At 64.7% G+C, this 26,413-nt stretch carries 26 protein-coding genes; 11 read left to right on the top strand and 15 right to left on the bottom strand.

Annotated features, from left to right (window positions below):
• Positions 1-2: 2 nt before the first annotated feature.
• The 6 genes from MesoLj_RS29750 to MesoLj_RS29725 all read right to left on the bottom strand — a co-directional run bounded on the left by MesoLj_RS29750 (position 3) and on the right by MesoLj_RS29725 (position 7,114).
• The gene (locus MesoLj_RS29750; RefSeq protein ID WP_202323532.1) at positions 3-707 is read right to left on the bottom strand and encodes an ATP-binding cassette domain-containing protein; all 705 of its coding nucleotides are present in this window, start codon (positions 705-707) and stop codon (positions 3-5) included.
• Positions 704-1,690, bottom strand: coding sequence for a branched-chain amino acid ABC transporter permease (locus MesoLj_RS29745; protein ID WP_202323531.1), 987 nt, complete (start codon positions 1,688-1,690; stop codon positions 704-706). Before MesoLj_RS29745 ends, MesoLj_RS29750 begins: the two co-directional genes overlap by 4 nt.
• Positions 1,687-2,544 (bottom strand): urea ABC transporter permease subunit UrtB, encoded by an 858-nt coding sequence (urtB, locus tag MesoLj_RS29740; RefSeq protein ID WP_140769356.1) that lies wholly within the window; start codon positions 2,542-2,544, stop codon positions 1,687-1,689. Before urtB ends, MesoLj_RS29745 begins: the two co-directional genes overlap by 4 nt.
• Before the next feature lie 4 nt (positions 2,545-2,548).
• Positions 2,549-3,670: a class II histone deacetylase gene (locus tag MesoLj_RS29735; protein ID WP_202323530.1), complete on the bottom strand. Its 1,122-nt coding sequence runs from the start codon at positions 3,668-3,670 to the stop codon at positions 2,549-2,551.
• An 85-nt stretch (positions 3,671-3,755) separates the two neighbouring features.
• The gene (locus tag MesoLj_RS29730) at positions 3,756-6,470 is read right to left on the bottom strand and encodes a LuxR C-terminal-related transcriptional regulator (RefSeq protein ID WP_202323529.1); all 2,715 of its coding nucleotides are present in this window, start codon (positions 6,468-6,470) and stop codon (positions 3,756-3,758) included.
• A complete protein-coding gene (locus MesoLj_RS29725) occupies positions 6,467-7,114 on the bottom strand; it encodes a GNAT family N-acetyltransferase (RefSeq protein ID WP_244735197.1) in 648 nt (215 codons plus the stop codon). Before MesoLj_RS29725 ends, MesoLj_RS29730 begins: the two co-directional genes overlap by 4 nt.
• A gap of 177 nt (positions 7,115-7,291) precedes the next feature.
• Between MesoLj_RS29725 and MesoLj_RS29720 the strand changes: the two genes are divergently transcribed.
• Genes MesoLj_RS29720 through MesoLj_RS29705 form a run of 4 tightly spaced genes read left to right on the top strand, consistent with a single transcriptional unit; the run spans position 7,292 to position 11,653 of the window.
• Entirely contained in the window at positions 7,292-8,593 is a 1,302-nt protein-coding gene (locus MesoLj_RS29720; RefSeq protein ID WP_181179617.1) for an ArgE/DapE family deacylase, read from the top strand.
• Positions 8,590-9,648, top strand: a complete 1,059-nt coding sequence (locus MesoLj_RS29715) for a phosphotransferase (RefSeq protein ID WP_202323527.1) — start codon at positions 8,590-8,592, stop codon at positions 9,646-9,648. The genes MesoLj_RS29720 and MesoLj_RS29715 overlap by 4 nt, the downstream gene beginning before the upstream one ends.
• Complete coding sequence (locus tag MesoLj_RS29710; RefSeq protein ID WP_202323526.1) at positions 9,649-10,959, top strand: aspartate aminotransferase family protein; 1,311 nt, start codon at positions 9,649-9,651, stop codon at positions 10,957-10,959.
• A 16-nt stretch (positions 10,960-10,975) separates the two neighbouring features.
• Complete coding sequence (locus tag MesoLj_RS29705; RefSeq protein WP_202323525.1) at positions 10,976-11,653, top strand: GntR family transcriptional regulator; 678 nt, start codon at positions 10,976-10,978, stop codon at positions 11,651-11,653.
• A gap of 5 nt (positions 11,654-11,658) precedes the next feature.
• Here MesoLj_RS29705 and MesoLj_RS29700 read toward each other — a convergent pair whose 3' ends face one another.
• From MesoLj_RS29700 to MesoLj_RS29680, 5 genes are read right to left on the bottom strand one after another with little or no spacing between them, the layout of a single operon-like run.
• Positions 11,659-12,963: an NAD(P)/FAD-dependent oxidoreductase gene (locus tag MesoLj_RS29700; protein ID WP_202323524.1), complete on the bottom strand. Its 1,305-nt coding sequence runs from the start codon at positions 12,961-12,963 to the stop codon at positions 11,659-11,661.
• Positions 12,960-13,943 (bottom strand): branched-chain amino acid ABC transporter permease, encoded by a 984-nt coding sequence (locus MesoLj_RS29695; RefSeq protein ID WP_181179614.1) that lies wholly within the window; start codon positions 13,941-13,943, stop codon positions 12,960-12,962. Before MesoLj_RS29695 ends, MesoLj_RS29700 begins: the two co-directional genes overlap by 4 nt.
• Positions 13,940-14,848, bottom strand: coding sequence for a branched-chain amino acid ABC transporter permease (locus MesoLj_RS29690; RefSeq protein ID WP_202323523.1), 909 nt, complete (start codon positions 14,846-14,848; stop codon positions 13,940-13,942). The genes MesoLj_RS29695 and MesoLj_RS29690 overlap by 4 nt, the downstream gene beginning before the upstream one ends.
• Complete coding sequence (locus MesoLj_RS29685; RefSeq protein ID WP_202323522.1) at positions 14,845-15,594, bottom strand: branched-chain amino acid ABC transporter ATP-binding protein; 750 nt, start codon at positions 15,592-15,594, stop codon at positions 14,845-14,847. The genes MesoLj_RS29690 and MesoLj_RS29685 overlap by 4 nt, the downstream gene beginning before the upstream one ends.
• Complete coding sequence (locus tag MesoLj_RS29680) at positions 15,591-16,391, bottom strand: ABC transporter ATP-binding protein (RefSeq protein ID WP_202323521.1); 801 nt, start codon at positions 16,389-16,391, stop codon at positions 15,591-15,593. The genes MesoLj_RS29685 and MesoLj_RS29680 overlap by 4 nt, the downstream gene beginning before the upstream one ends.
• Positions 16,392-16,517: 126 nt before the next feature.
• On the opposite strand from MesoLj_RS29680, the gene MesoLj_RS29675 reads away from it, so the two are divergent.
• From MesoLj_RS29675 to MesoLj_RS29645, 7 genes are all read left to right on the top strand, one after another.
• Positions 16,518-17,252 (top strand): GntR family transcriptional regulator, encoded by a 735-nt coding sequence (locus MesoLj_RS29675; RefSeq protein WP_202323520.1) that lies wholly within the window; start codon positions 16,518-16,520, stop codon positions 17,250-17,252.
• The gene (locus tag MesoLj_RS29670) at positions 17,249-17,731 is read left to right on the top strand and encodes a DUF3830 family protein (protein ID WP_202323519.1); all 483 of its coding nucleotides are present in this window, start codon (positions 17,249-17,251) and stop codon (positions 17,729-17,731) included. The genes MesoLj_RS29675 and MesoLj_RS29670 overlap by 4 nt, the downstream gene beginning before the upstream one ends.
• A 1-nt stretch (position 17,732) precedes the next feature.
• Complete coding sequence (locus MesoLj_RS29665) at positions 17,733-18,086, top strand: TIGR04076 family protein (RefSeq protein ID WP_056564617.1); 354 nt, start codon at positions 17,733-17,735, stop codon at positions 18,084-18,086.
• The gene (locus MesoLj_RS29660) at positions 18,083-19,138 is read left to right on the top strand and encodes an aldo/keto reductase (protein WP_202323518.1); all 1,056 of its coding nucleotides are present in this window, start codon (positions 18,083-18,085) and stop codon (positions 19,136-19,138) included. The genes MesoLj_RS29665 and MesoLj_RS29660 overlap by 4 nt, the downstream gene beginning before the upstream one ends.
• Positions 19,135-19,566 carry a DUF4440 domain-containing protein gene (locus MesoLj_RS29655; protein ID WP_202323517.1) on the top strand — a complete coding sequence of 144 codons (432 nt, stop codon included), beginning with the start codon at positions 19,135-19,137 and terminating at the stop codon, positions 19,564-19,566. The genes MesoLj_RS29660 and MesoLj_RS29655 overlap by 4 nt, the downstream gene beginning before the upstream one ends.
• A 49-nt stretch (positions 19,567-19,615) precedes the next feature.
• Positions 19,616-20,875, top strand: coding sequence for an ABC transporter substrate-binding protein (locus MesoLj_RS29650; protein ID WP_202323516.1), 1,260 nt, complete (start codon positions 19,616-19,618; stop codon positions 20,873-20,875).
• A gap of 215 nt (positions 20,876-21,090) precedes the next feature.
• Positions 21,091-22,494 (top strand): FAD-binding oxidoreductase, encoded by a 1,404-nt coding sequence (locus tag MesoLj_RS29645; protein WP_202323515.1) that lies wholly within the window; start codon positions 21,091-21,093, stop codon positions 22,492-22,494.
• A 15-nt stretch (positions 22,495-22,509) separates the two neighbouring features.
• On the opposite strand, the gene MesoLj_RS29640 is transcribed toward MesoLj_RS29645, so the two are convergent.
• The 4 genes from MesoLj_RS29640 to MesoLj_RS29625 all read right to left on the bottom strand — a co-directional run bounded on the left by MesoLj_RS29640 (position 22,510) and on the right by MesoLj_RS29625 (position 26,375).
• Entirely contained in the window at positions 22,510-23,310 is an 801-nt protein-coding gene (locus MesoLj_RS29640) for an ABC transporter permease (RefSeq protein ID WP_140769326.1), read from the bottom strand.
• The gene (locus MesoLj_RS29635; RefSeq protein WP_202323514.1) at positions 23,307-24,173 is read right to left on the bottom strand and encodes an ABC transporter permease; all 867 of its coding nucleotides are present in this window, start codon (positions 24,171-24,173) and stop codon (positions 23,307-23,309) included. The genes MesoLj_RS29640 and MesoLj_RS29635 overlap by 4 nt, the downstream gene beginning before the upstream one ends.
• Entirely contained in the window at positions 24,170-25,273 is a 1,104-nt protein-coding gene (locus MesoLj_RS29630) for an ABC transporter ATP-binding protein (RefSeq protein ID WP_140769322.1), read from the bottom strand. The genes MesoLj_RS29635 and MesoLj_RS29630 overlap by 4 nt, the downstream gene beginning before the upstream one ends.
• Before the next feature lie 76 nt (positions 25,274-25,349).
• Entirely contained in the window at positions 25,350-26,375 is a 1,026-nt protein-coding gene (locus MesoLj_RS29625; protein ID WP_202323513.1) for an ABC transporter substrate-binding protein, read from the bottom strand.
• Positions 26,376-26,413: the final 38 nt, after the last annotated feature.

The raw sequence follows: 26,413 nt of genomic DNA, 5'->3' as shown, positions 1-26,413 counted from the left end.
GGTCAGCGCCTCCCCAGATAGACGTCGCGGACCATTTCGTCGGCCTCGATGTCGTGGAAGGGACCGCTGCGCAGCCGGCGCCCCTGGTGCAGCACCAGCGTCTCGCAGTTCAGCGCCCGCACGAAGCGGATATCGTGCTCGACGGCGACAATCGAGAACTCGCCCTTGAGCCGCAGCAGCATCTGCGCGGTCGCCATCGTTTCCTGCGGTGTCATTCCGGCCGTCGGCTCGTCGAGCAGCAGCAGCCGTGGTTCGATCGCCAGCGCCATACCGATCTCCAGCCATTGCTTCTGGCCATGCGCCAGTTCGCCGGCCAGCGTGGCGGCTCGATTGGTGAGCGCCACCAGCTCCAGCAATTCGCCGACCGGGCGAACCGGCGAGGGCGCACCCCACCGTGCCACCTTCAGATTGTCTTCGACCGAGAGGTTCGGAAAGACCGACGGGATCTGGAACTTGCGGGCGATGCCGAGCCTGGCGATGCGGTGCAGCGGCAGGCCGGCAATGTCGTGGCCGAGGAAGCGCACGCTGCCGCTGGACGGGCGAAGCGTGCCGGTGAGCACGTTGAGGAAGGTGCTCTTGCCGGCGCCGTTAGGCCCGATGATGCAGCAGAGTTCCTTGTCGCGCACCGTCAGGTTCAACCCTTCCAGCGCCTGCAGCCCGCCGAAGCGGATGCCGACATTCTCGGCTTGAAGCAGCACGTCGCTCATTGCGCCTGCCTCCTGCCTTTGAACAGGCTTTTCAGCCGCGCGTAGATCGACAGGATGCCGTCAGGCAGCACGAAGACGATGATGACGAAGACGCAGCCGAGCAGCAGCGGCCACAGGCTCGGATTGAAGCTGCTGATTGTCTGCTGCGCGCGCTGGATGGCGATGGCGCCCAGCACCGGGCCGAGCAGCGTGCCGCGCCCGCCGACCGCCACCCAGACGATGACTTCGGTCGACAGAAGCAGGCCGGACAGGTCGGGGGCCACCAGCCCGGCCATGCAGACATAAAGCGCGCCGGCGAGCCCGGCGATCGCGGCCGACAGGACGAAGGTGACGAGCAGCCGCAAGGGTGCGTTGTGTCCGAGCGCGGCAGCCCGGACCTCGTTGTCCTGGATGGCGGTCAGCACCGTGCCCCAGCGGCCACGGCTGATCGACCACAGCGCCAGCACGACCACCGCGACGATGCATGCAACAAAGATATAGCTGGGCAGGTCCTGGCTGAGATCGACATGCATCCCGCCAAGATCGAATTCGATCGGCGGGATGCCGATCAGGCCGCTGTCGCCGCCGGTGACCGAGCTCCAGGAGATCGCGGCCTGCTGACAGATGACGCCCATGGCGAGCGTGACGATGGTGAAATAGCTGCCCCGAATGCCGCCGAAGAACAGGAAGTAGCCGATGATGGCGGCGACGAATGCGGCGCCAGCCACCGCGCCCATGATGCCAAGCAGGCTGCCGAAGGGGATGGCATCATTGAGCGTGATGAGTGCCATGATGTAGCCGCCGATGCCGAAGAAGGCGGCGTGGCCGAAACACAATATGCCCGTGCGGCCCCAGAAGAAGTCGAGGCTGGCGGCAAACAGGCCGAAGATCAGTGCATCGCGGATCACTGTCAACTGGTAGCCGTCGGCGAAGAAGGGATAGATGACGGCGAGTGCTGCGCAGACGGCGAAGATCAGCAGCCAGTTGCGGTCCCGGGCGATCATCGTGATGCCCCGTTGAACAGGCCGTTGGGCCGCAGCCGCACAGCGACAATGGCCGCGAGCAGCACGATCGCTTGCGCCAGGGATGGCGAGATCTGGTAGTTGAGGATGCTGGTCAGGCCGCCGACGAAGACGCTGCCGGCGACAAGGCCGCCGATCGAACCGACACCGCCGACAATGACAACGAAGAAGGCATTGGCGAGATAGTTGACGCCCATCTGCGGCAGCACGATCGCCAGCGGCGCGACCAGCCCGCCGGCGAGCCCGGCGATGGCCGCGCCGAAGGTGAAGGCGATGGCATAGGTGCGCCGCGTGTTGATGCCCACGCCCTCCGCCATCTCGCGGTTCTGGATGACGGTGCGGATATCGAGGCCGAAGGATGTCCGGCTGATCAGCAGCACGACGCCGAGCAGGGTCAGCATGGCGATGGCGATCAGGATCAGCCGGTAGGCGGGATAGACGGTGAAGAAAAGGTCGAACGTGCCCTCGATCGGCGGCGTCACCGGCTTGGCGCCGAGACCGAAGGTCAGTTCCAGCCCTTGCTGCAGGATCAGGCTGACGCCCCAGGTGGCAAGCACGGTCGAGACCGGCCGCGAATAGAGGTGGCGGATGATGGCGAATTCCAGGATGCAGCCGACCACCGCGCCGGCGATGGGGGCAGCTGCCAGCCCCAGCCAGAAGGAGCCGCCGATGCTCTGCACGAAATAGACCGCGAAGGCGCCGACGGTGACGAACTCGCCATGCGCCAGATTGGTCACGTTCATCAGGCCGAAGCTGATCGCCAGCCCGAGCCCGACCAGCATCAGGATACTGATCAGGGTCAGCGCGTTGAGGAGCGTGGTGATCAGAAAATCCATCGTATCAGGCAGCACTTGCGAGGCGTTGGCGCAGGCCGGCGAGCAGGCCCTCGGCGGCATCGATCACCGCGGCCTGATGCGGCTGCAGGTCCTGTCCGGCCCACTCGTCGATATGGTCCGACAGGGGATCGACCACTTCGGTGCGATGGTTTGCCAGCGTCTCGATGACGGCATGTCCGCAGAACGGCACATAGCCTTCGGAATAGCCGCCTTCATGGGTCATGATCAGGCGTCCCTGTGACGTCTCGGCGGCCAGCGCCACCATGCGCGCGGCAAGGCGCCGGAAGCATTCGCTGTTGAGCATCATGCGGCCGAGCGGATCGAAGCCGGACGCATCGAAACCGGAAGCCACGATGACGAGGTCCGGCCTGAAGGCGCGCAGCGCCGGGGCGACGATGCGGTCGAACGTCGCTTCATAGGCGCCGGTGCCGCTGCCGGCCGGCAGCGGGATGTTGATGTTGTAGCCTTCGCCTTCGCCTTTGCCATTGTCGGCCAGCGCGCCGCGCCCGGTCGGGTAGAGATTGTCCTGGTGGAGCGAAATCGTCAGCACCGATGGATCGGAATAAAACACCGTCTCGGTGCCGTTGCCGTGATGCACGTCCCAGTCGACTATCGCGGCGCGGCCGAGCAGGCCTTCATGCTGCAGCCGGCGCACGGAGACGCCGATGTTGGAGAACAGGCAGTTGCCCATCGCCTGGTCGGGCTCGGCATGGTGACCCGGCGGGCGCGCCAGCGCATAGGCGTTGTCGACACGTCCGGTAAGCACGGCGCGCATCGCCGCATAGGTGGTGCCGGCGGACAAGAGGGCGATGTCGAAACTGTTGAGGCCGATCGGCGCCTGCGGGCCAGCGAAGCCCGAGCCGCGCTCGCTCAGTGTCCTGATATCGTCGACGTGGCGCTGCGTGTGCACGCGCAGCAGGTCCTCGACCGTCACCGGCTCGGGAATGATCGGCACCAGATGGCGCCCCAGGCCGCTGACCTGGATCAGATTGTTGAGCCGGCGCTTCGACCCTGGCGATTCCAGATGCCGTCCGGGTTCCACGAAACGGCCGGGAGGCATCATGTCGGCGCTGGGGCCGGTGTCATGCCACATCAGCTGTTCGTGAAAAACGTAACCTGTCGCCATGCGCAGCGTCCTCTGCAATCCGGGATGACGCTAGCAGGCTAACTATACCATGGCCCGACCCGAAAGAGGGGGGTGCGCCAGATGTCTATGCCCCTCCTTTCGAAGGGGGCCGAAGGTCGGCGGCCGCCTGCGCGGCGCGCACGGCCTGGACGCGGTTCGATACGGAGAGCTTGCCGAAAATGTTCTTCAAATGCCATTTCACCGTCGTTTCGCTCACCGACAGCGCGACAGCGATATCGCGGTTGGACATGCCTTCCGACAGGCAGCGCAGCAGTTCGGACTCGCGCTGGGTGAGCTGTTCCTTTTCGGGTGCGGGTGCGGCCGGCTTGCGCGTTGGCACAGGCATGGTCTGCGCGGCATGGATGATGCGCGTTGCATAGGCCGACAGCGACGGCTCGGTCTTTGCTTGCGCGGCGCGCAGCCGCATCAACCCTTCCACGACAGGCCTGCCCTCGTCGACGAAGGAGCGGATGAAGCCGGAAGGTTGGGCAAGGCGCAACGCTTCGAGAAGATAGCGATCAGCTTCGCGCTGGTCGTGGCCGGCGCTCCTGGCACGCAGGATCAGCGCCAGTATATGGCGACGCATGCGTCCGCTGCTTTTCGTTCGCTCCAGCAACGTGTCAAAAATCGCCGCCGCCGCTGCGTGGGATTTCTCCGCCGTCAGCAGCCTGCCTTCGGCGAAGAACTCGAATTCATTGGCGACAGTAGGGGCGGTCTCAGTGCTTTCGCGGCGATGCTCGCTCAGCAGAGCGCGTGCTTCGGCGACGCGGCTCTGGTCGATGAGCAGCCGGATGCGGTCATGCACCAGCACCGAAGCGAGCCGGCGATAAACGGAACCGCGCACACGCTGGTAGACGCGCTCCAGCATGTCGAGTGCAGCGTCGCCACGACCGGTCAGCTGCAGCACGCGGGCATAGGTCGGCACGCTGGCCAGCGGATAGACGATGACGGCGGCGCCCTCGATCAGCGGCCCGAGATTCTCGACCAGCGTCAGCGCCTCGCCGGATGCGTTGGTCTCATAGGCGAGTTCGGCAAGCAGCGTTCCGGCGAGCGCCTCGGCATATGAGTTTGCGCCGATCCGCGTCCTGGCCTCGATGATCGTGTTGCGCAGCAGCCTTTCGGCGGCGGGCAGGCGGCCGGCCGAGCGCTCGATGACGGCCATGTAGCAATTGGCGATGGTGACGCCGAGCAGGCTGCCGCTTCGCTCATGCGCCTTGCGCGCGGCGTCCGCCGCCGCCCGAGCCCCTTCGAGATCGCCCAGCGCATAGAGGTTGTAGCCGATGACGTTGGCCGTCGCGCCCTCCATGAACCAGGCGTCCGGCGCGATGATGCGCAGGGCGGACAGCGCGGTATCGCGCGCGGCCTCGAACTGCTCTAGCGTGCTGTGCACGGCGGCATCGAGGACAGCGATCTCGGCCTCGATGGTGGTGCCGGTCAGTGTTCCGGGATCCTTGCCGTCGGCCGGCCCGGTTTCGACGAGCTTGCGCGCATTGGCGAGCGTCTGCTGCGCAATCTCGGGCTGGCTCGAGTGCACCGCCAGCCACAGCACGATGAGTTGCAGCCGGATGCGCTGGTCGACCAGTTTCCTCGGCAACAGTGCCAGCAACTGCCTGACATAAAGCAGCTGGCACTGGGCGATGAGTTCGAGCGCATTGTTTTCGACGAACACCGCCGCGCGCGCCTGGTCGCCGGCAGCGAGCGCATGTCCGATGGCTTCGGTGAGCATCTTGCGTTCGCCGAACCATTCGGCGGCGGCCAGGTGCAGCGGAGCGATCATCTCCGGTTCGCGCCGTTCCATCTCGCGGCTGAGGAAGTCGTGGAACAGATGATGATAGCGGAACCAGCGCCGCTCCTCATCGAGCGGCACCAGGAACAGGTTGCGGGTCTCGATCTCGGTGATGTCGGCCTCGGCGTCCACCGCGCGCAAGACCGCCCGGCAAGCCTCGGCGCTGAAGCGTTCGAATATCGAACTGTGGAGCAGGAACTTCGCCAGGGCCGGCGGCAGCTCCAGGAACACTTCCCCCATCAGGAAGTCGGCGACGTTGCGGTTGGCGCCGGTGAAATTGCCGATGACGGTTTCTGGCGCATGCGCGGCGCTCAGCGACAGCGAGGCGAGCTGCAGGCCGGCGGCCCACCCTTCGGTCCGTGAACACAAGGTTTCCACCGTGCCGCTGCTGACACTCAGGCCCAGCTTGTCGTTGAAGAAGGCCTCGGCCTCGGACGAGGCGAAGCGCAGATCGTCCGGGCCGATTTCGAAAACGTCGCCAAGCACCCTGAGCTTGCCAAGTTGCAGGTCTGGCAGGTTGCGCGAACCGATGACGAAGGCGACGTTGGCCGGTGCCTGCCTCGTCAGGCGCTCCATGAACCGCTTCACCACCGGCGCCTCGATGGCGTGGTAGTCGTCGAAGAACAGGGTGATGTCGGCGTCGCGCGCCGCAAGACCCGCTACAAGAGCCGATAGCACGACGTCGAGCTGCGGGATCGGGCTCGACTGGAAGGCGAGGTCGAGTTCGGCCGGATTCTGGACGAGATGGCGCAACGCGCCCACCAGATGCGCCAGGAAGGCGCCTTCGTCATTGTCCGTCGCCTCGCAGGAGAACCATGCGGTTAGTCTTTCCAGACGCGCGACTTCCGCCGCCCACTGCGCCATCGTCGTCGACTTGCCGAAACCGGCGGGCGCGGCGAACAGAACGATGCGCGTGTCGATGTGCCGCTCCAGCCTCGACAGGATGCTTTCGCGCCGTACCCACCGGCGATGGTGAGATGACGAAAGGCTGGCAGGTTGCGAAGACGATCTCATCTGGCGCCGGGCACCCATTCCGTTTCGATCAACGGGATTTGCGGGGCCGCATCGCGCGGCAGGGTTCCCTTGATCCGGGGATCATCGGTGATTTCGAACCCCGCCGCAAAGGGTTCGAACCCGCAAGCCCTGTAGAAGCCGATGACGCTGTGATGGTCTATGCTGCTGGTGTGCAGCCAGATGCGGCGGGGGCCGAGGCGCCATGCCTGGTCGAGCGCTCCTGCCATCAGCCGCTTGCCGAGACCTCGGCCGGTCAAGGAAGGAAACAGGCCGAAATAGGTGATCTCGATCTCGTTGCCGTCCGTCACGCGGAATTCGGCCATGCCGACATGGCCGCCACTTTCATCATGGCCGTAATAGAGATGCTGGCGCGGGTCGGCAAAATGCGCGGCGACTTCGGCATCCGACATTTCGGCGGCGCGATCCCAGAGCCAGGGAGCGCCGATCTCGAGGAAGATCGTGCGGTAGGCAGCACTGTCGGGCTTGGTGATCCGGGTCATTGCCAGCGGTTGGGCGAGACCCGGCATTGGCGCGTAGGCTTCCATCCATGTCACGGCATTGACGATCTTGCCGGCCGGCACGCGCCGGTAGCCGGACGAGAGATCGGTGATTTCATCCGGCAAGGGGCCTTCGGTGACCAGCATCTGTCCTCGATCTCTGCCATGCGGTTTCGCAGGCATGCAGGAAGCTGATGCCAACTCTGAGCCCGCCTGCCAAGAGGTTCCCGGGTTGGGCCATAGTTTTGGCCCGACCTGTCTCTTTGCTTTTCCAGGAAATGGCATATGAGATATGATACACCATTCACGAGAAAGCGGAATATCATGCCAGAGCGAATTGCCGACGAAGCCATTTTGCGCGCGGTCGATGACGGCTTCGCGCTTCAGGTCGCATTTCTGGCGGATCTCGTGCGCTTTCCCTCCCAACGCGGCGAGGAGCATGCGGCGCAATCCTTCATGGCGGCGGCCTATGAGGCCGATGGTTATGCAGTCGATATGTGGCGTGTCGATGTCGATGCTATCCGCGACCTGCCCGGGTTTTCTCCCGTCGCGGTGTCCTACGATGACGCCTTCAATGTCGTTGCCACCCACACGCCGAGAAACGCCACCGGCCGCTCGCTGATCCTCAACGGCCATATAGACGTGGTACCGACGGGGCCGCTCGACCGCTGGGTGCGCGATCCCTACGATCCGGCCATCGAGGATGGCTGGATGCATGGCCGCGGCGCCGGTGACATGAAGGCCGGCCTGTCGGCTTGTCTTTACGCGCTGGCCGCCTTGCGCAGCCTCGGCTATCAGCCGGCCGCGAACGTGTTCCTGCAGTCGGTGGTCGAGGAAGAGTGCACCGGCAATGGCGCGCTTGCCTGCCTGCAGCGCGGCTACCGCGCCGATGCCGCCTTCATTCCCGAACCGCTGGAACCGCGATTGATGCGCGCGCAGGTCGGACCGATCTGGTTCAGGGTCGAGGTCGACGGTGATCCGCAGCATGCCTCGGGCGCTTTCTCGGCCGGCGCCAACGCCATCGAAAAAGCCTTCGTCATCATCCAGGCACTGAAGCAGCTCGAAATCGTCTGGAATGCGCGCAAGGTCGATGATCCGCATTTCTGCAATCACCCGCATCCGATCCGCTTCAATCTCGGCAAGATCGAAGGTGGCGAATGGACATCGAGCGTTCCGGCGCGTTGTGTCTTCGAGATGCGAGTCGCGACCTATCCCGGGCAGAAGCTCGAAGATGCCAGGGCCGAGCTCGAAGCCTGCATCGCCGATGCGGCCCGTGCCGATCCATTCCTGGCCAATCGTCCGCCCAAGATGACCTATAACGGCTTCATGGCCGAGGGCTATGTGCTGGAGGGCGCCGACGAGATGGAAGCCGTGCTGCGCCGCAGCCATGTCGCCGTGTGGGGCGAGCCACTGACGGAACACGTCACCTCGGCGACGACAGATGCGCGCTTCTTCGGCCTCTATGCCGACACGCCGGCGATCGTCTATGGCCCGATCTGCCGCATGCCGCATGGTTACGACGAGGCCGTCGATCTCGATTCGGTGCGCAAGGTTACCCAGACCATTGCGCTGTTCATCGCCGACTGGTGTGGTCTCGAGCCCATCGATCCGGAGGTGAGCGCATGAATGCAGCCGTGCCCGACGGTTTCGGTGAAACGCTCGCCGAGGACGCGCCTGACGTTTCGATCGCCGACGCGCTTGCCATCTTGCGCCGGCACTATGGCCTCATCGGCAGCGCGCGTCCGTTGCCGGGCGAGCGCGACCACAATTTCCACATCCAGACCGAAGGCGATGGCGAGTTCGTCCTGAAGGTGTCCCACCCGGCCGAGGAGGCTGGCTTCACGGACTTCCAGAACAGGGCACTCGACCACATCCTTGCCGTCGACCCGACCTTGCCGGTTCCCTCGGTGCGCAAGAGCCTGGAAGGCGAAGCGCAGTTCACGGTCAGCGTCGGCGGATCGGCGCCCCGCATCATCCGGCTGGTCACCTATCTGCCCGGCCAGTTGCTGTCGCGTTCGCCAACGTCGGCGGCACAGGATCGCAATCTCGGCATCTTCCTCGCCCGCCTTGGCCGGGCACTGCGCGGCTTCTTCCATCCGGCAGCCGGCAGTGACCTGCTCTGGGATATTCGCAAGGTCGCCAAGACACGGCCGATGCTGGCGCATATCGCCGATGCCGGCCATCGGGCCATGGTCGAGCGTGTGATGGATGCCTTCGAGGCGCATGCGGCGCCGGTCATCCCGAGCCTGCGCGCCCAGATCGTCCACAACGACATGAATTCCTACAATGTGGTGATGGACGCTTCGCGGCCGGAGGTCGTGACCGGCATCCTCGATTTCGGCGACATGATCCATTCGCCGCTGATCTGTGACCTTGCCATCGGCGCCGTCTACCGCTGGCCGGCGGAGGGGCATCCGCTGGCGCCCGCCGCGCGCTTCGTCGCCGGCTACCAGTCGGTCCAGCCATTGGAGGCCGAAGAGATCGGCATCCTTTTCGATCTGATCCGTGCCCGCCTTGCGCTCATCGCCAACATCGCCAGCTGGCAGGCCGAACGGTTCCCGGCCAAGCGCGACTATGTGCTGCGCCTCATCACCGAGGTCTGGGCCTCGCTCGAACGGCTCGATGGGCTGTCGTCCGCGGATGCCCGCCGCTTTTTTCTAGATCATTCCAATCCGGAGTAAATGCTCGTGTCCCAGTCCTCGCCATATCCTGCAAATGCCGTACCGACGGCAGCCGAGCAAGCTTTGCTCGAGCGCCGCGCCAGATTGCTTGGGCCGACCTACCGCGCCTTCTACCGCAACCCCATCCATCTGGTGCGTGGCAGCGGGGTCTGGCTCTACGATGCGCAGGGGCGCAAATTCCTCGACGCCTACAACAATGTCGCCTCGGTCGGGCACTGCCATCCGCGCGTCGTCGAGGCGCTGTCGGGCCAGGCCGCCACGCTCAACACGCACACGCGCTACTTGAGCGAGATCATCCTCGACTACGCGGAAAAACTGCTCGGCACCGTTCCGGCCCATCTTGGCCACGCCATGTTCACCTGCACCGGAAGCGAGGCCAATGATCTCGCGATCCGCATCGCCCAGCATTCCACCGGCAACAGCGGCGTCATCATCACCGACTTCGCCTATCACGGTGCAACGATCGCCACCGCGCAGCTGTCGCCTGCCGCGGTCGGGGCGAAGGGCGTGCCCGCGCACCACCGGACCGTGGCAGCGCCGGACACGTTCCGCGACCATGGCCGCGGCGCGCGTGATTTCGCCAGGAATGTCGCCGCCGCCATCGAGGACATGCGTGCGCAGAACATTCGTCCGGCGGCGCTGCTGCTCGACTCGGCCTTCTCCAGCGATGGTATTTTCTTCCCCGATGCGGCTGTCATGCGCGAGGCGGCGGATCACGTCAGGAACGCCGGCGGCATCGTCATCGCCGACGAGGTGCAGTCCGGCTTCGGCCGGCTTGGCCAGGGCATGTGGGGTTTTGCCAATTACGGCCTCGAGCCCGACATCGTCACCATGGGCAAGCCGATCGGCGACGGCCATCCGATGGGCGCGGTGCTAGTGCGGCCGCGGCTTGTTTCATCCTTCGGCTCCAACACCGGCTACTTCAACACCTTCGGCGGCAATCCGGTCGCGGCCGCCGTCGGCATTGCCGTGCTCGAGGTGATCGAAGGCGAGGGTTTGATCGAGAATGCACGCAATGTCGGCGCCTACACCGGCGACCTGTTGCGCGCGCTGCAGGGCCGGCACGGCATGGTTGGCGATGTCAGGCACAACGGCCTCTATTTCGGCGTCGAACTGACTGACGACGGCGACGACGCGCTGGCCGCCAGCAAGACATCGGCGGTCGTCGAAGCCATGCGCGAGGATGGTGTGCTGATCTCGTCCTGCGGTCCGCGCGGCAATGTGCTGAAGATCAGGCCGCCGCTACCATTTGCCAGGGACAATGCCGAGCAACTGGCCGAGACGCTCGATCGCGCTTTGTCGAACTGGTGATCGGATCGCGGCGCGCATGCTGAAGCTCGAACATCAAACCCTCAATGACCGCGCTTACAGCGCGCTCAAACAGGAATTGATTTCAGGCGGCTTCAGCCCAGGCCAGACGCTGGTCATCCGCAAGCTCGCCGAGACCTTCGGCATTTCGACGACGCCCATCCGGGAGGCATTGCAAAGGCTGGTCGCCGAGCGGCTGCTCGAGATGCAGAACAACCGCTCGGTCATCGTGCCCTTGCTATCCGTGCCTGCCTTCGAGGAACTGACGCGCATCCGCATCGCCGTCGAGGGGCTGGCGGGCGAGATGGCGGGGTCGCGGATCGCCGAAGGCGGGCTGGCCGACATACAGGCCACACTCGCCGGCATGCAGGGCGCCATCGAGGCTGGCGACGCCAGGGCCTATCTCGCGCTGAACGAGGCGTTTCACTTCGCCATCTACCGGCATGCCGGTGCGCCGATCCTGTTGAACATGATCCGCGATCTCTGGGGCCGGGTCGGGCCGTATCTCAAGCTGTTGATGCAGGCCGATCGCTACATTCCGCAGTCGAACGACGCGCATCGCAGGATTGTTGCCGCATTGGAGCAGCGCAATGGCCCTGACGTTCGAGCATTCCTCGAAGAGGACATCGCCGTGGCGGCCGCGATTCTCGCCGAAAATCTTCGCACGACCGATCGATCGTCCGCAGACCGGACATGATCGCCTTATCCGGCCTCGTCCAGCCGGTCGCGCAGCATGCTCCAGCCAAGCAACATGCTGGGCGCGTGCCGCAGCAAAGCATGGAAGGGGATCGGTGCCGGCGGCGCAAAGGGCAGCGGCAGATCAGGCGCCTCGGTTCCGGCGGCCCAGTCGGCCAGCACCTTGCCCATCGCCGTCGTCATGGCAATGCCACGTCCGTTGCAGGCGCGACCGGCGATCAGCCCTGGTCCAAGATCCACAAGGTGCGGCAGGAAATCCGGTTCGACGGCGGCCATTCCAGACCAGCCATAGGCTAGCGGCGGCAGGTCCGGCAAATCGAGATGTCGGGCGAGCCGCCGCCAGATCGCTCGCGGCACGCGCGTATCGGCGCCGGCGTTCAGAATATGCATGCCGCCGCTGATCAACCGGTTCTCGGCATCGAAGCGGAAGGTGAAGAGATTGCGCCTGGTATCGCCGACGCCTTGCCCGTCGGGGAGCAGACGTATGCGCACATCGCGCGGCAGTGGCCCGGTTGCGATCTGGAAGACCTTCAGCGGAATATAGGTCCGTTGCAGCAACCGATTGAGCGACCCGCCATAGGCGTTGGTGGCGACCAGCACCTTGCCGGCACGCACCGAGCCTGATGGCGTCTTCAGCGACCAGCCATCGGCCACGCGATCGATCGAGGTGACGCGCGTCCGTTCGAAGATCCTCGCGCCAGCCTTCTCCGCCGCATCGGCGAGCCCGTGTGCATAGGCAACCGGATTGAGCACGCCGCCCGAACGATCCATCCAGCCGCCGACATAGCCGCGCGCGCCCGTCAGCGCCCCGACGTCCTGCCGATCCAGGGTAACGGCTGGTCGGCCGCGCCGTGCCCATTGCCCGGCGCGCGATTTGACCTTCTCGAAAGCTGCCGCTGAATGCGCCGGCTGGATCCAGCCGTTCTGCACGGCGTCGCAGTCGATGCCGTGCCGCCGGATCAGGCCGAAGACGAGGTCGGCGCTGCCGGCGGCAAAGTCGATCAGGCGTTCACCACGCTCGGGGCCGAGATGCGCAAGGATGCTGTCCGGGTCCATCTTGGCGAAGTTGGGCACGATGAAGCCGGCATTTCGGCCGGTCGCGCCCCAGGCGATGATTTCGGCTTCCAGGACGGCGACGGAAAGCCCTTTCACGGCGGCGTGCAATGCGGTCGAGAGGCCGGAAAAACCGCCGCCGACAATGGCAAGGTCCGCATCGATCTCGCCCTGTAATGGCGACCGCTGGCGGCGGTCGCGGCTGACAGCGTGCCAGAGCGAAATGCCCCGTGCCTCCTGCCGGGTCACGGCGTTCATGAGCCGGAACTGCCCTTTGTCGCGACCGCCTTCGCCCGCTTGTCCAGGCGCGGCCGCCGTGGCCTGTCGCCGAACAGCCCGTTCGGCCGGATCAGCAGGATGACGCAGAGCATGACGCCGATGGCGACGATCTGCAGTGAGGCGGCGCGCGCCTGCTGCTCGGGCGCAAACAGAACGCTGGTCAGCGTGCCCGATCCGGCCCATATCCCCCACACCAGGATGCTGCCGATGACGGCGCCGAGATTGCTGCCCGAGCCGCCGACGATCAGCATCACCCACACCTGGAAGGTCAGGATCGGCAAATAATTGTCCGGCGCGATGAAGCCGGTGAAATGCGCCTGCAACGCGCCTGCCAGCGCCATGATGGCGCCGCCGACGGCAAAGGCCTGGACGCGGTAGAAGCGCGCGCTCTTGCCGAGCGAAATCGCCGCTCGCTCGTCCTCGCGCAGCGCCTTCAGCACGCGTCCCCACGGGCTGCGCGACAGATGCTCCAGTGCGAGATAGGCGATCAGCGTCACGACGCAGACGACGGCAAGGTTCGACAGGTTGAACAGCAGCGGCGTCTCGGCAAGGCCGCCGAAGGGGCGCGGGATGAAGCCGATGCCGAACGGCCCGCCGGTGAGCTTCTGCGCGTTGAGCGCGACCAGTTGCACAACGACGGCGACACCGAATGTGGTGATCGCCAGATAGTCGGATCTGAGCCGCAATGTCGCCATGCCGGTGAGGGCAGCGGCGATGCCGCCGACAACCATGGCCCCCAGCCAGCCGACAAGGATCGGCAGTCCGAAGCCACCCAGCCGTGCCGCATCATCCGGTGTGGTCAGCAAGGCCGAGGTGTAGGCGCCGATGGCGACGAAGCCGGCAAGGCCGACATTGAACAGTCCGGTCAGCCCCCACTGCAGATTGAGCCCGAGCGTGACCAGCGAAAAGATCAGTGCGGTGGTCAGGAAGAAGGCGCCGTAACCGATGAGATCGATCATCTTTCCCGAACTCCGAAAAGGCCGATCGGCCGCACGAACAGCACCGCCATCAGGATGATGAAGGAGACGGCGGCGCGCCATTCGGCGCCGATCAATTGCACCGCTCCGGCTTCGGCGAGCCCGATGATCAGGCCGCCGAGCACGGCGCCCGGAATGCTGCCGATGCCGCCGAGGATGGCCGCGGCGAACATGGGCAGCAGCATGTCGAAGCCCATGAACGGGCGGATCTGCACCAGGATGCCGATCATCACGCCGGCGACGCAGGCCAGCGCCCCGCCAATGATCCAGGTGACGCGCACCACGCCGGCGACGTCGATACCGACGATGCGGGCCAATGCTGGGTTCTGACTCAATGCCTGCATGGAGCGGCCGGTCTGCGTGCGCGTCATCAACAGATGCACGCCGAGCACGAGTATGGCGGTCAGCAGCAAGAGCGCGATCTGGTCGGGGGTGATGCGGATGCCGAAGCCGACCGGCATGGCGATCTGGATCGCCCGGCTGAAATAAGTCGGCCGCGAGGTGAAGGTGAATTCGAGCAGGCTTCTGAGCGCCATCGAGGCGCCGAAGCTCGCCATCACAACGATGATGGCCTGGCCTTGCGAGCGCAGCCGCGAAAACAACACCCTGTCGAGCAGCAGCGCCAGCAGCGCAGTGAAGGCCATGCCGACGACCAGCGCAACCAGGAGCGGCCAGCCGAAGGACAGCGGCGCGATGGGTGCTACCTTGCCGAAGGTCACACCAATGGCGCTGACGACGGCCAGCGTCGCATATGTGCCCCAGGCCATGAAGTCGCCATGGGCGAAATTCGAGAAGCGCAGGATCGAATAGGTCAGCGTCACGCCGATGGCGCCAAGGCCGATCATCGAACCGGTCAGCAGTCCGTCGACCACAAATTGCAGGCTCATGCCGCGCCTCCCTTGCCGGCGTGAGAGGGCCGCTGGCCGAGATAGAGTTCGGCGACCACAGGATCGTTCCACAGTTCGGAAGCAACACCCTGGTGCCGGTCCTTGCCTTCGACCAGCACATAGGCGCGGTCGCCGATCGCAAGCGCTGCCTTGGCGTTCTGTTCGACCAAGAGGATGGTGACGCCGGACTTGCGGATGCCGGCCAGCATCTCGAACACCATCGAGACAAACTTGGGCGACAGGCCGGCCGACGGCTCGTCCAGCACCAGCACTTTGGGATGGACGATCAGCGCCCGGGCGACTGCAAGCATCTGGCGTTGTCCGCCCGAGAGATTGCCGGCGGCGGTGCGGCGCTGGCGGACGAGGTCGGGAAAGGCGGCATACATCTCGTCGATGCGGCCGGGGATTTCGCGCCTCTCGAGAATGCCGCAGGCAACCCTGAGATTGTCCTCGACCGACATCAGCGGAAAGATGTTTTCCGTCTGCGGCACAAAGGCAAGGCCAAGCCGCACCATGGTGTGGGCCGGCGCGGCGGTGATGTCCTTGCCGTCCAGGAACACCGTGCCACCGGTGATCGGGACAAGGCCGGCGATCGCCTTGATGAAGCTCGACTTGCCGGCGCCATTGGGGCCGAGGACGACGACGATTTCGCCCTTGCGGACAGTGATCGAGGCGCCGCGCACGATCGGCACGCCAGGTTCGTAACCGGCTTCGAGGTCGCGCACGTCGAGGACGATCTCGCTCATGCGGCGCCCCCGAGATAGGCCTCGATGACACGCGGGTCGCGGGCGACTTCTTCCGCCGTGCCTTCGCTGAGCAACTGGCCGCTCGCCATGACCAGCACGCGGTGGCAAAGCCGCGTCACCATGTCGATGTTGTGTTCGATCAGCAGGAAGGTGATGCCGCGCGCGTTGATGTCGCGGATGCGGTCGATGATGACTTCCAGCAGCGTCGCGTTGACGCCGGCCGCCGGTTCGTCGAGCAGGATGATCGCCGGGTCGGCCATCATGACGCGGGCGAGTTCCAGCAGCTTGCGCTGGCCACCGGACAGCACACGCGCCGGCTCATGCGCGAGATGGGTGAGGGTGACGAGCTCCAAAAGGTCCAGCGCCTTTGCCCTGGCCGCCTCTTCCTGCGCCGCCACCCGCCACGGCGTGATGAAGTTGGCGAGCAGCCTTTCGCCGGCCTGGCCCTGCGCGGCCAGCATGATGTTTTCGATCAGTGTCAGATTGGGCAGCGGGCGCGGGATCTGGAAGGTGCGGCCAAGGCCACGGCCAATGCGCAGATGCGCGGCCTCGCCGGAGACGCGCACGCCGTTGATAAGGATGTCACCACTGGAAGGCAGAATACTGCCGGCAAGCAGGTCGAACATCGTTGTCTTGCCGGCGCCGTTCGGTCCGATCAGGCCAAGGATCTCGCCCGCTTTGACGTCAAACGAAACATCGTTGACGGCGACAAGGCCGCCGAACCGTCTGACGACGTTGCTTGCTGTCAGAACCGACGCACGGGCCTCCTGCCCTTGGCGCTCCGCTGCCTCGCTCATCAACCCTCTGGCCGAAGACGGTCGTTGCCGCCCCCTGGTTTTTGATTTGTGATCACACTTGCGTTGATCACGCTATTCGGCTTTAATTTCGACCGCAAGCCGAAAACCGGCCGGGAACGGGATTCCATGCAAAAGGCTGCCATCGAAAAGAACAACGAGGCGATCGCTGCCCAGCTTGCTCCGGTCGGCCGCGAAACCGTGCAGGACCGTGTCTATTCGGAATTGCGCCGCGCCCTGATCGGCGGCCTGTTCGAACCGAGCCAGGTGCTGACCATCCGTGGGCTTGCCGATGCGCTGGTCACGTCGACCATGCCGGTGCGCGAGGCGATTGGCCGGCTGATCACGGAGAAGGCACTCGAAGCGCTGCCCAACCGCTCGGTGCGTGTGCCGCCGATCACATTGGAACGGCTCGACGATCTCCTTCGGGCCCGTATCCTGATCGAGGGTGAGGCGATCGCGCTGGCCGCCGCCCGCATGGGTTCGCGTCAGATCGCCACCATCGAGACCATTCTCGGCGAATGGGACGAGATGCGGGCGCTGAAACACAAGAAGGATGTCGATCGCGAAGTGACACTCAACCAGAGCTTTCATTTCGAGATCTATCGCTGCTGCGGCTCGGCGGTGCTGATCCCGATGATCGAGAGCCTGTGGCTGCAATCGGGGCCATGCATCCGCGTCGCAATCTATGCATTCTCGGAGGCCGGCGAGGTCGACACCGCCCAATATCACCGCCGCATCGTCACAGCGCTGGCCACGCAGGATGCACAAACAGCGCGCGAGTCGCTGGTCGCCGACATCAGCCGGCCTTTCACCTTCCTGCGCAGCAAGCTGCAATCGGCCGCCTCGAAAGATCAGACATGACCGCCATCAGAATCACCGAGCCACGCTCGAAGCTTGGCGTCACGGCGCTGTTGCTGCCCGAAAAGGCGCCGGAAAACGCTGCCTTCCTCAAGGCATATCTCGGCACGCCGCGTGTCGTTCCGGGCATCCACGCCATGTGGACGGGACCGGAAATTTCCTGCCCGGTTCCCGCTGCCGATATAGAGGGGCAAGCCTATGCCAGGCCATTGCCGGCGGAGAACGCGACGCTGACGCCGCAGCCCGGCGATATCGTGCTGTCCTATGTGCCGCCGCGCATGTGGGGCGGCAATCCCAACGCCATCTTCGACATCGGTCTGTTCTATGGGCAGGGCGCGCGGCTTCTGTTCCCGATCGGCTGGCTGGCCGGCAGCGTGGTGGCGCAAGTGCGCGCCGAAGAGCGCGACCAGTTCGCCGCCGCATGCGGGCTGATCCGCCGTAACGGCACCTGCGACATCACCTTCAGCCTGGTGGAGGCCTGACATGGCCGACGACGGTTTCGAACTCTTCGACCTTCGCGTCGAGGCGGTCATCCCCGAGGGCAAGCCGATCTATTGCGGCGCCAAGGCCGGAGACTATTTCGAACTCAAGGGCGAGATGCTGTCGATGCCGGCGGGGCAGGGTTTCTCGATCTACTCGCTTGCCGCCGTGCTTCCGCTGCTGGCGGCAAAGCAGCGGCCAACCCATCCAAATGACTGGATGACCTCGGACGCCGAGATCGCCTGTCCCGATCCCAATTGCGCCAGCCGGCTGAGGATCGTCAGGACCGGCAAACGGCGGTTCAGCCATGCCGAGACCACGGCCGTACCGCTGCCGAAGGAGAATGAGCAGACATGACCGCCAAGACCTTCGAACTCGGCCCAGGCTACACGATCTCCCGCGTCATTCGCGGCGGCTGGCAACTGGCTGGTGGGCATGGGGCCATCGACCGCAGCCAGGCGGTGACCGATCTGATCGCCACCTTCGACGCCGGCATCTGGACCTATGACTGCGCCGACATCTACACCGGCGTCGAGGAACTGATCGGCGCCGCCCGCTTGCGGCTGGCCAGCGAACGCGGCCTCGATGTCGCGGCCAGGATGAAGGTACACACCAAGCTGGTGCCCGACCTCGAAAGGCTGACCGGCATCAGCCGGGATTACATCAGGGGTATCGTCGACCAGTCGCTGCGGCGGCTGAAGACCGAGCGTCTCGATCTCGTGCAGTTTCACTGGTGGGATTATGACCAGCCTCGTTATGTCGATGCGATGGGCTGGCTCGACGAGCTTCGCCGGGAGGGCAAGGTGCGCAATCTCGGCACCACCAATTTCGACACGCCACGGCTCGCCGAAATTCTCGCCGCCGGCATTCCGCTGGTCAGCCAGCAACTGCAATATTCCGTGCTTGACCAGCGGCCCGCTCACAGCCTCGCCGCGCTTGCGAAGAGAAACGGCGTCCACTTCCTTTGCTACGGCTCGGTGGCGGGTGGCTTTCTCAGCGACAAGTGGCTCGGCGTTGCCGAACCCGCCACGCCGCTCGAAAACCGCTCGCTTGTCAAATACAAGCTGATCATCGACGACTTCGGCGGCTGGGACCTGTTCCAGCAACTGCTCCAGGCGTTGAAGGCCGTCGGGGATCGCCACGGTGTCGACATCGCCACCATCGCCAGCGCCTGGGTGCTGGAGCAGCCGCAAGTCGCCGCGGTTATCGTCGGCGCCCGTAACCAGGCGCATGCCTTGGCCAACGCGGGCATCATGGATGTCGCGCTCGATGTCGATGACCGGGCCAAGATCGCGGCCGTGATCGCGCAAGGCCGAGGCCCCCTGGGCGACGTCTACACGCTGGAGCGTGACCGCCACGGCCGCCACGGCTCGATCATGCACTACAATCTCAATGCAGGCCGCACATGAGCGCCACCAACGCGACGCTGTTTTCGCAGGCCAGCGCCGAGGTCACCGGTCTGCATCGCTTCTTCGTCGACTGGTTCGTCGCCGCGCGCGCGGACACCGTGGACTTCACGCGCTTCGAGCGTGCCATGGGCGACGGCTTCAGCATGGTCGCGCCGGACGGCAAAGTGCTTGATCGCGCTGCTGTCGTCGATCATGTCCGCTCCAGCCGCGCCACGTGCGATGACGGCTTCGCCATTTCGATCGAGGACATCCGGCCCGGTTGGCAGGATGCGAACACGATTGTCGTTTTCTACGTCGAGGCGCAGTTGCGTGGCGGCAAGCACAGCCGCCGCCAGTCGAGCGCCGTCTTCACCACCAGTTCATCGGCGCCCAACGGTGTCGAATGGCGGCATCTGCATGAAACCTGGCTGCAGGTGCCGGAACGCTGAAGAGGCTCCAGAGATCAAATTATTGCCTGACAACTCAAGGGGAACAACAATGAGAAAGACGATACTCCAACTCACCACCGCGCTCGCTCTCGTCACAATCGCGGGTGCCGCGCAGGCCGCCGATTGCAAGATCACCGTCGGCCTCGTCATGGAGTTGACCGGTCCGGCCGGCGAATACGGACAGGCCGGTGCCAAGTCGGTCGAAATGGCCTTCCGCGACATCAACGAAGCCGGCGGTGTCCGCGGCTGCGACCTCGCGACCGATACGCGCGACAGCCAGAGCCAGGGCAATATCGCGGTCGACGCCGCAACCCAGCTGGTTCAAGTCAAGAAAGTGCCGGTCATCATCGGCGGTATCATCTCCTCGGTGTCGATCCCGATCCTGACTTCGGTGACCGCACCGGCCAAGATCGTCCAGGTTTCGCCGGCATCCTCTTCGCCGACGCTGACCGCGCTCGGCCGCGACGGCAAGACCAACGGCATCTTCTTCCGCACCATCACCTCGGATGCGCTGCAGGGCGTCGCCGCCGCCAAATACGCCATCGACAAGGGTTTCAAGAAGCTGTCGATCATCCACGTCAACAACGACTTCGGCGTCAACATGGTGGCCGAATTCTCGCGCGCCTACAAAGCGCTCGGCGGCACCATCGTCTCCGACACGCCCTACAACGAGAAGCAGTCGAGCTATGCCTCGGAAGTGACGGCGGCGATGGCCGGCGAGCCGGACGGGCTCTATCTCGTCAGCACGCCGGTCGACGGCGCAACCGTAGCCCGCACCTGGATTTCGCAGGGCGGCGTGCAGAAATTCCTGCTCAATGACGGCATGAACAGCCCTGATTTCATCGAGTCCGTCGGCGCGGACTATCTGAAGGACGCCTATGGCACGTCGTCGGGAACCAGCCCGACCGCATCGACCGAATATTTCACCAAGAACTACAAGGCATTCTCCGGCATCGAGCCGTCGAATCCGGCGGCCGACCGCTCCTATGATGCCGGCGCCATCGTCGGGCTGGCCATCGCCATTGCCGGCTCCGAGGATCCGGCAAAGATCAAGGATGCCATGTACAAGGCGGTCGACCCGGCCGGCACGCCGATCTTTGCCGGCAAGGAGGAGTTCGCCAAGGCGCTCGGCCTGATCAAGGACGGCAAGCCGATCCGCTACGAAGGCGTCATCGGCCCGGTCGCCTTCGACAAATATGGCGACATCACCGGCCCGTTCCGGCTGTGGAAGATCGTCGACGGCAAGGTGACGACCGATGGCGAAATGACCACCGACGACGTCAACGCGCTGCAGGCCAAGCTCCAGTAAGCTGAAACACTGCTTCCGGCATCAATCGCATCTTGTCGCGACTTGATGCCGGCATCGCCTGGGGGCAGGCCGATATCGCTTGCACGGCAAGCGATCAAGAATAGGATCGGCTGGCGGTAATTGAAGGATGGCGAGCGTGTCGGATCGAAGACTCATCGGGCCGTGCGATCAATGGATGCAGACGCTGCGCTTCGCCACGCAAGCGCCTGATCCCGATGTCGCCTGAAACGGAACGACTTCTCTCCGCGCTTGGCGATCGGCTGGGCGAGGGCGGCGTGCTTGCCGGCTCCGATGTCGAACAACGCTATCGCGACGATCCAGACGGCAAGCTTGGCGTGCTGCCCGAAGTGGTGCTGCGTCCGCGCGACACCGTCGGTGTCGCGGCGGCACTCGCCGGGTGCAACGCTCTCGGCCAGCCGGTGGTCGTCCAGGGCGGACGCACCGGGCTGGCCGGCGGCACGCGTGTCCAGCCGGGCGAGATCGTGCTGTCGCTGGAACGCATGAGCGGCCTCGCCGCGCCGGACGCTCAAGCCGCCACCATCATCGCCGAAGCCGGTGCCACGCTGCAGGCGGTGCAGGAGGCGGCCGATGGTGCCGGGCTCATGTTCGGCGTCGATATCGGCGCGCGCGGTTCGGCCACGGTCGGCGGCAACATCGCCACCAATGCCGGCGGCATCCGTGTGCTGCGCTACGGCATGTACCGCGCGCAGGTGCTGGGGCTGGAGGCCGTGCTTGCCGACGGCAGCGTGCTGTCCTCGTTGAAGGGGCTGCCCAAGGACAATTCCGGCTACGACCTCGGCCAGCTCTTCATCGGCGCGGAAGGGACGCTCGGCGTCGTCACCCGCGCCGCGCTCAGGCTGCACCCGAAGCCGGCCTCCGAGGTGAACGCCTTCTGCGCGCTCGCTTCGCTCGATGCGGCGATCGCCCTGCTTGGGCTGCTGCGGCAAAAGCTCGGCCCTTTATTGTCCGCCTATGAGGTCAACTTCGCGCCGCTCTATGACGTCATGGTTGGCAGCATGGCGATGTCGGCGCCGTTGCCGGCCGGCTCACCGGTCTATGTGCTGGCCGAGATCCAGGGCAGCGAGCCCGAACGCGACAGCGAGCGCTTCGCTGAAGTGCTGATGCAGGCGGTCGAGGACGGCGTGGTCGACGATGTCGTGGTCTCTCAGTCGCCGCGCGAATTCCGGGCGCTATGGGACGTGCGGGAGGACGCCAATCGCGTCCTGTTTTCGATCAGAGGCCTGATCGGCGTCGACATCAGCATCCCGCTGGCACGGATGGGGGCGTTCCTGCAAGAAGCGGAGACCGCGATCCGCGCCTTTGACCCCAACGCCGACATCTATGTCTTCGGCCATCTCGGCGATGGCAATCTGCATTATCAGGTGCGCACTGTCGATCCGGCGGCGGCCTACGGCATCGTCTATTGCGGCGTGGCGGTGGCGGGCGGTGGCGTTTCGGCCGAGCACGGCATCGGCCTCGACAAGAAGCAGTGGCTGCATCTGGTTCGCAGCGACACCGAGATCGCCACGATGCGGCGGCTGAAGATGGCGCTCGATCCGAAGAATATTCTCAACCGGGGGCGTGTCTTCGATCTCGATCCGACGGCCTTCGCACGATGATGCGTGTTCGATAACTCAGGTCCGTTCCGTCGCCATCTGCCTGGGGATCAGGAAGCGGGCGGCGAGCACGCAGAGCAGCACGGTGAACATCAGGATCAGCGCCACCAGCGCATTGATGTCGGGTGAGAAGCCAAGCCGCATCATCGCCCACAGCCTGACCGGCAGCGTGCTTTGCGTGCCGGTGACCAGGATGGTGATCATTGTCTCGTCGAAGGATAGCGCGAAGGCCAGGATGGCGCCGCCGACCATCGCGCTCGACAGGTTCGGCAGGATGATGCGCCAGAAGGTCTGCCAACCGGTGGCGCCGAGGTCGTAGGACGCTTCGACCAGCGTGCGGCTCATCGACTGCAGGCGCATCAGCACGGTGCGGTAGACGATCGCCAGCACGAAGACCGTATGGCCGATGACGACGGTCAGCAGCGAGCGCTCGAGGCCGATCTCGCGGAAGAAGATCAGCAGCGCCAGGCCGCTGATGATCGGCGGCATCAGGAAGGGCAGGAAGATGATGAACTGCAGGACCGAGCGTCCCGAACGGCGGCCGTGATAGTACAGCGCCAGCAGCGTTCCGCTGACCACCGAGAGGATGACGGTACAGACGCCGACGATCAACGTGGTGCGCAGGGCAGCCAGGATGTCGTCGTTCCCGGCCAGCGCCCGATAGGTCGAGAGGGTGGGCGACGACCAGTCGACATCGCCATGCGAGATGGTGAAGAAAGACGACACGATCGGCACGAACAGCGGGCTGTAGAGCAACACCGCGACCAGCGTCGTGATCGCGGCCAGGAAGATGGTGGAGGGCCGGGGCAGGGCGCTCATATCGACGTCCCCCGGTTGCGTCCGAACCGTTCGCCCATGAGTATGGCGCAGATCACCACGATTGCCAGCGCCACCGACAGTGCCGCCCCGAACGGCCAGTTATAGGCCGTGCCGAACTGGCTGTAGAGGATGCGCCCGAATGTGAAGCCGCTGATCCCGCCGACCATTTGCGGCGTCAGGAAGTCGCCGATCGCCAGCACGAAGACGAAGCTCGCCGCCGAGGCGACGCCGGGCAGGCTGAGCGGCAAGGTGATGCGCAGGAAGGTCTGCAAGCCGCTCGCGCCAAGATCGTCGGAGGCACGCAGCAAGGTCTGGGGGATACGCTCCAGCGACAGGAAGATCGGCAGGATGGCGAAGGGGATCAATAGCAGGCTCAGCGTCAACAGGATGGCGTTCATGTTGAATACGAAAAGCGTCGACGGCTGCTGCAATATGCCGAGCGCCACCAGCGCCTTGTTGAGGAAACCGTTGAGGCCGAGGATGCTGCGGATCGCGTAGATCTTGATGACGTAGCTCATCAGCAGCGGCACCAGCAGCAGCATCAGCAAGGCGTAGCGCCACCGCCCTCTAAGGGTCGTCAGGAAATAAGCGGCGGGATAGGCGAGCAGGATGCAGATGATGGCCACCGACAAACACAGCACGATGGTGTTCCAGAACACCGGCAGAAAGATCGGGTCGGTGAAGAACCTGACATAATTGCCGAGCGTCGGCGCGTAGACGATCGTGCCCTGGTCGACGCTGAAGAAGCTGTAGACCAGGAAGATCGCCAGCGGCACGAGCACGAAGATGACAGGCAAGGCGAAGGCCAGCACCGTCACCAGCAGCGACAAACGCCTTTCCGGGGTCGAGGCGGCCGCGCTCATGCCAGCACCAGATGGCCTTCATGCGGCGCAAAGCAGAGCGAGACCGTTTCGCCGGATTTCAGCGCGCTGCCGCCGATCCGGCTCGGCAGGCGCAGCCGCAGGCGTTGCGCGGCATTGTCGGCACCCGAGGTGATCGTGGCGACGGTTGACGAGCCGGCAAAGGCCAGGTCCGCGATGGTGCCGGAAAAGCGGTTGCCACTGTCCTTGGCGTCGGCAAGATGCAAGGCTTCGGGACGGAACGCCGCGAAGGCGGCGGCGCCATCTGGCGCGGCTTGCAAATGCGGCTGACCGCTGATCGAACAGACAAGGCGCCCAAGCGCGGTCTCGATCGATCGCAGGTCGCCCTGGACGGGACCGAGTTTCCCCGCCACCAGATTGTTCTCGCCGAAGAAGCGCGCCACGAACTCGCAATTCGGCTTGTAGTAGAGGTCGTGCGGCGTGCCGAGCTGGCGGATATGCCCCGCCTGCATGACGCAGATCCGGTCGGCCATGCCGATCGCCTCCTCCTGGTCATGGGTGACGAACAGGAAGGTGGTCTTGATCTCGCGCTGGATGGATTTCAGGAACTCCTGCATCTGCCGGCGCAATTCGAGGTCGAGTGCCGCGAGCGGCTCGTCGAGCAGGATCAGGCGCGGCTGGCAGATCAGCGCGCGGGCGAGGGCGACGCGCTGGCGCTGGCCCCCGGAAAGTTGTGCCGGGAAGCGGTCGGCGAAACGACCAAGCTGCACCAGTTCCAGCGCCTCGGCGACACGGCGTGCAATCTCCGTGCGCTGGATATGGCGCACCGAAAGCCCGTAGCCGACATTGCCGGAAACGGTCATGTGCGGGAACAGCGCATAATCCTGGAACACGGTGTTGAACGGCCGCTTGTTGATCGGCATGCGGCTGATGTCCTGGCCGTCGAGGCGGATCTCGCCCGACGTCAGCGGCTCCAGCCCGCCGATCAGCCGCAGGACGGTCGTCTTGCCTGAACCCGAAGGCCCGAGCACGGTCAGGAACTCACCGTCCTTGATCGACAGGTCGATGTCGTGCAGCACGGGAACCGTGCCGTAGGATTTCGAGACGGACCTCAGCGTCAGCAGGTCGGTGTTCTGGTTCATGATATGGTCTCGCATACGCTGCGGCGGTCCGGAACGTCCGGACCGCCGGGTCCTTCGAAATCAGGCGCGGAAAGGATCAGGGCGTCGCCTTGACCTCGTTCCACAGATCCGAGCGCTTGAGCGGGTCTTCGACATTGTTGAGCCAGACCAGTTTGTCGTTGCTGCCGGCGCTGCTCGACTCGACCACGGTGTTGCCGAAGCCGGTGCGCTCGGAAAGCTCGCCGCTGACCTTCTTGGTCAGCATGAAGTCGATCCACTTCTCGGCCGCCGCATTGTCGCGGACGCCCTTGGAGATCACCCAGTTGTCCAGCCAGGCCAGCGCGCCCTCGCTTGGATTGATGTAGGCGACGTGGGCGCCGATCTTCTGGAGTGCCTTGACCTGCTGCTGGCCGTAATTGGCCCAGATCAGGGCAACATCATTGTTCTGGTAGATCTGCTGCGCCTCGTCGGCGGTGGTGTAGAAGCTCAGCACATTGCGCTTGAGCTCGACCAGCTTGGCCTTGACCGCCGCCATCTGCTCCTCATTGAGGTTGAACGGATCCTTGTAGCCGAGCGTCAGTGCGGTGAACGAGAAATTGTGTTCGCCATTGTCATAGGCCAGGATTTTGCCCTTGTAGGCCGGATCCCAGAGCACCGACATCGAAGTCGGCGCCGGCTTGACCTTGTCGGTGTCGTAGATCAGTCCGATGGAATCGAAGCAGAAGGGAATGCCGTAGACCTTGCCGTCCTTGGTGACGCCGCTGACCTGCGACAGATCACGGAAGCGCGGCAGCACTTCTTTCTGGTTGGGCAGCTTGGTGATGTCGATCGGCGACACCAGATCGGCCTTGATGTAGCGCTGCAGCTGGGCGGTGTTGACGGCGAAGACATCGAAATCCTGCCCTTCGCTGCCCTTGATCTTGGCCCAGATCTCGTCGTCGCTGCCGATGAAGACGACATCGACACCGATGCCGGTGGCGGCCGTGAAGTCCTTCACCCAGTCCGGGTCGGCGTAGCCGTCCCAGGCCAGAACCCGCAGGTTCGCGGCCAGTGCGGCCGATGTCATCAGGCCGATGCCGAGCCCGATTGTCGCCAGTTTTAGAAACGCTTTCTTCAGTCCCATTTTTAATCTCCCATTGTCGTTCTGGTGGACCGTAATTG

It is taken from the genome of Mesorhizobium sp. 113-3-9 (assembly GCF_016756515.1).
Classification (GTDB): Bacteria; Pseudomonadota; Alphaproteobacteria; order Rhizobiales; family Rhizobiaceae; genus Mesorhizobium.
Note: the sequence above shows the minus strand (reverse complement) of the source record. Positions and strands in the feature narration are given on the sequence as shown.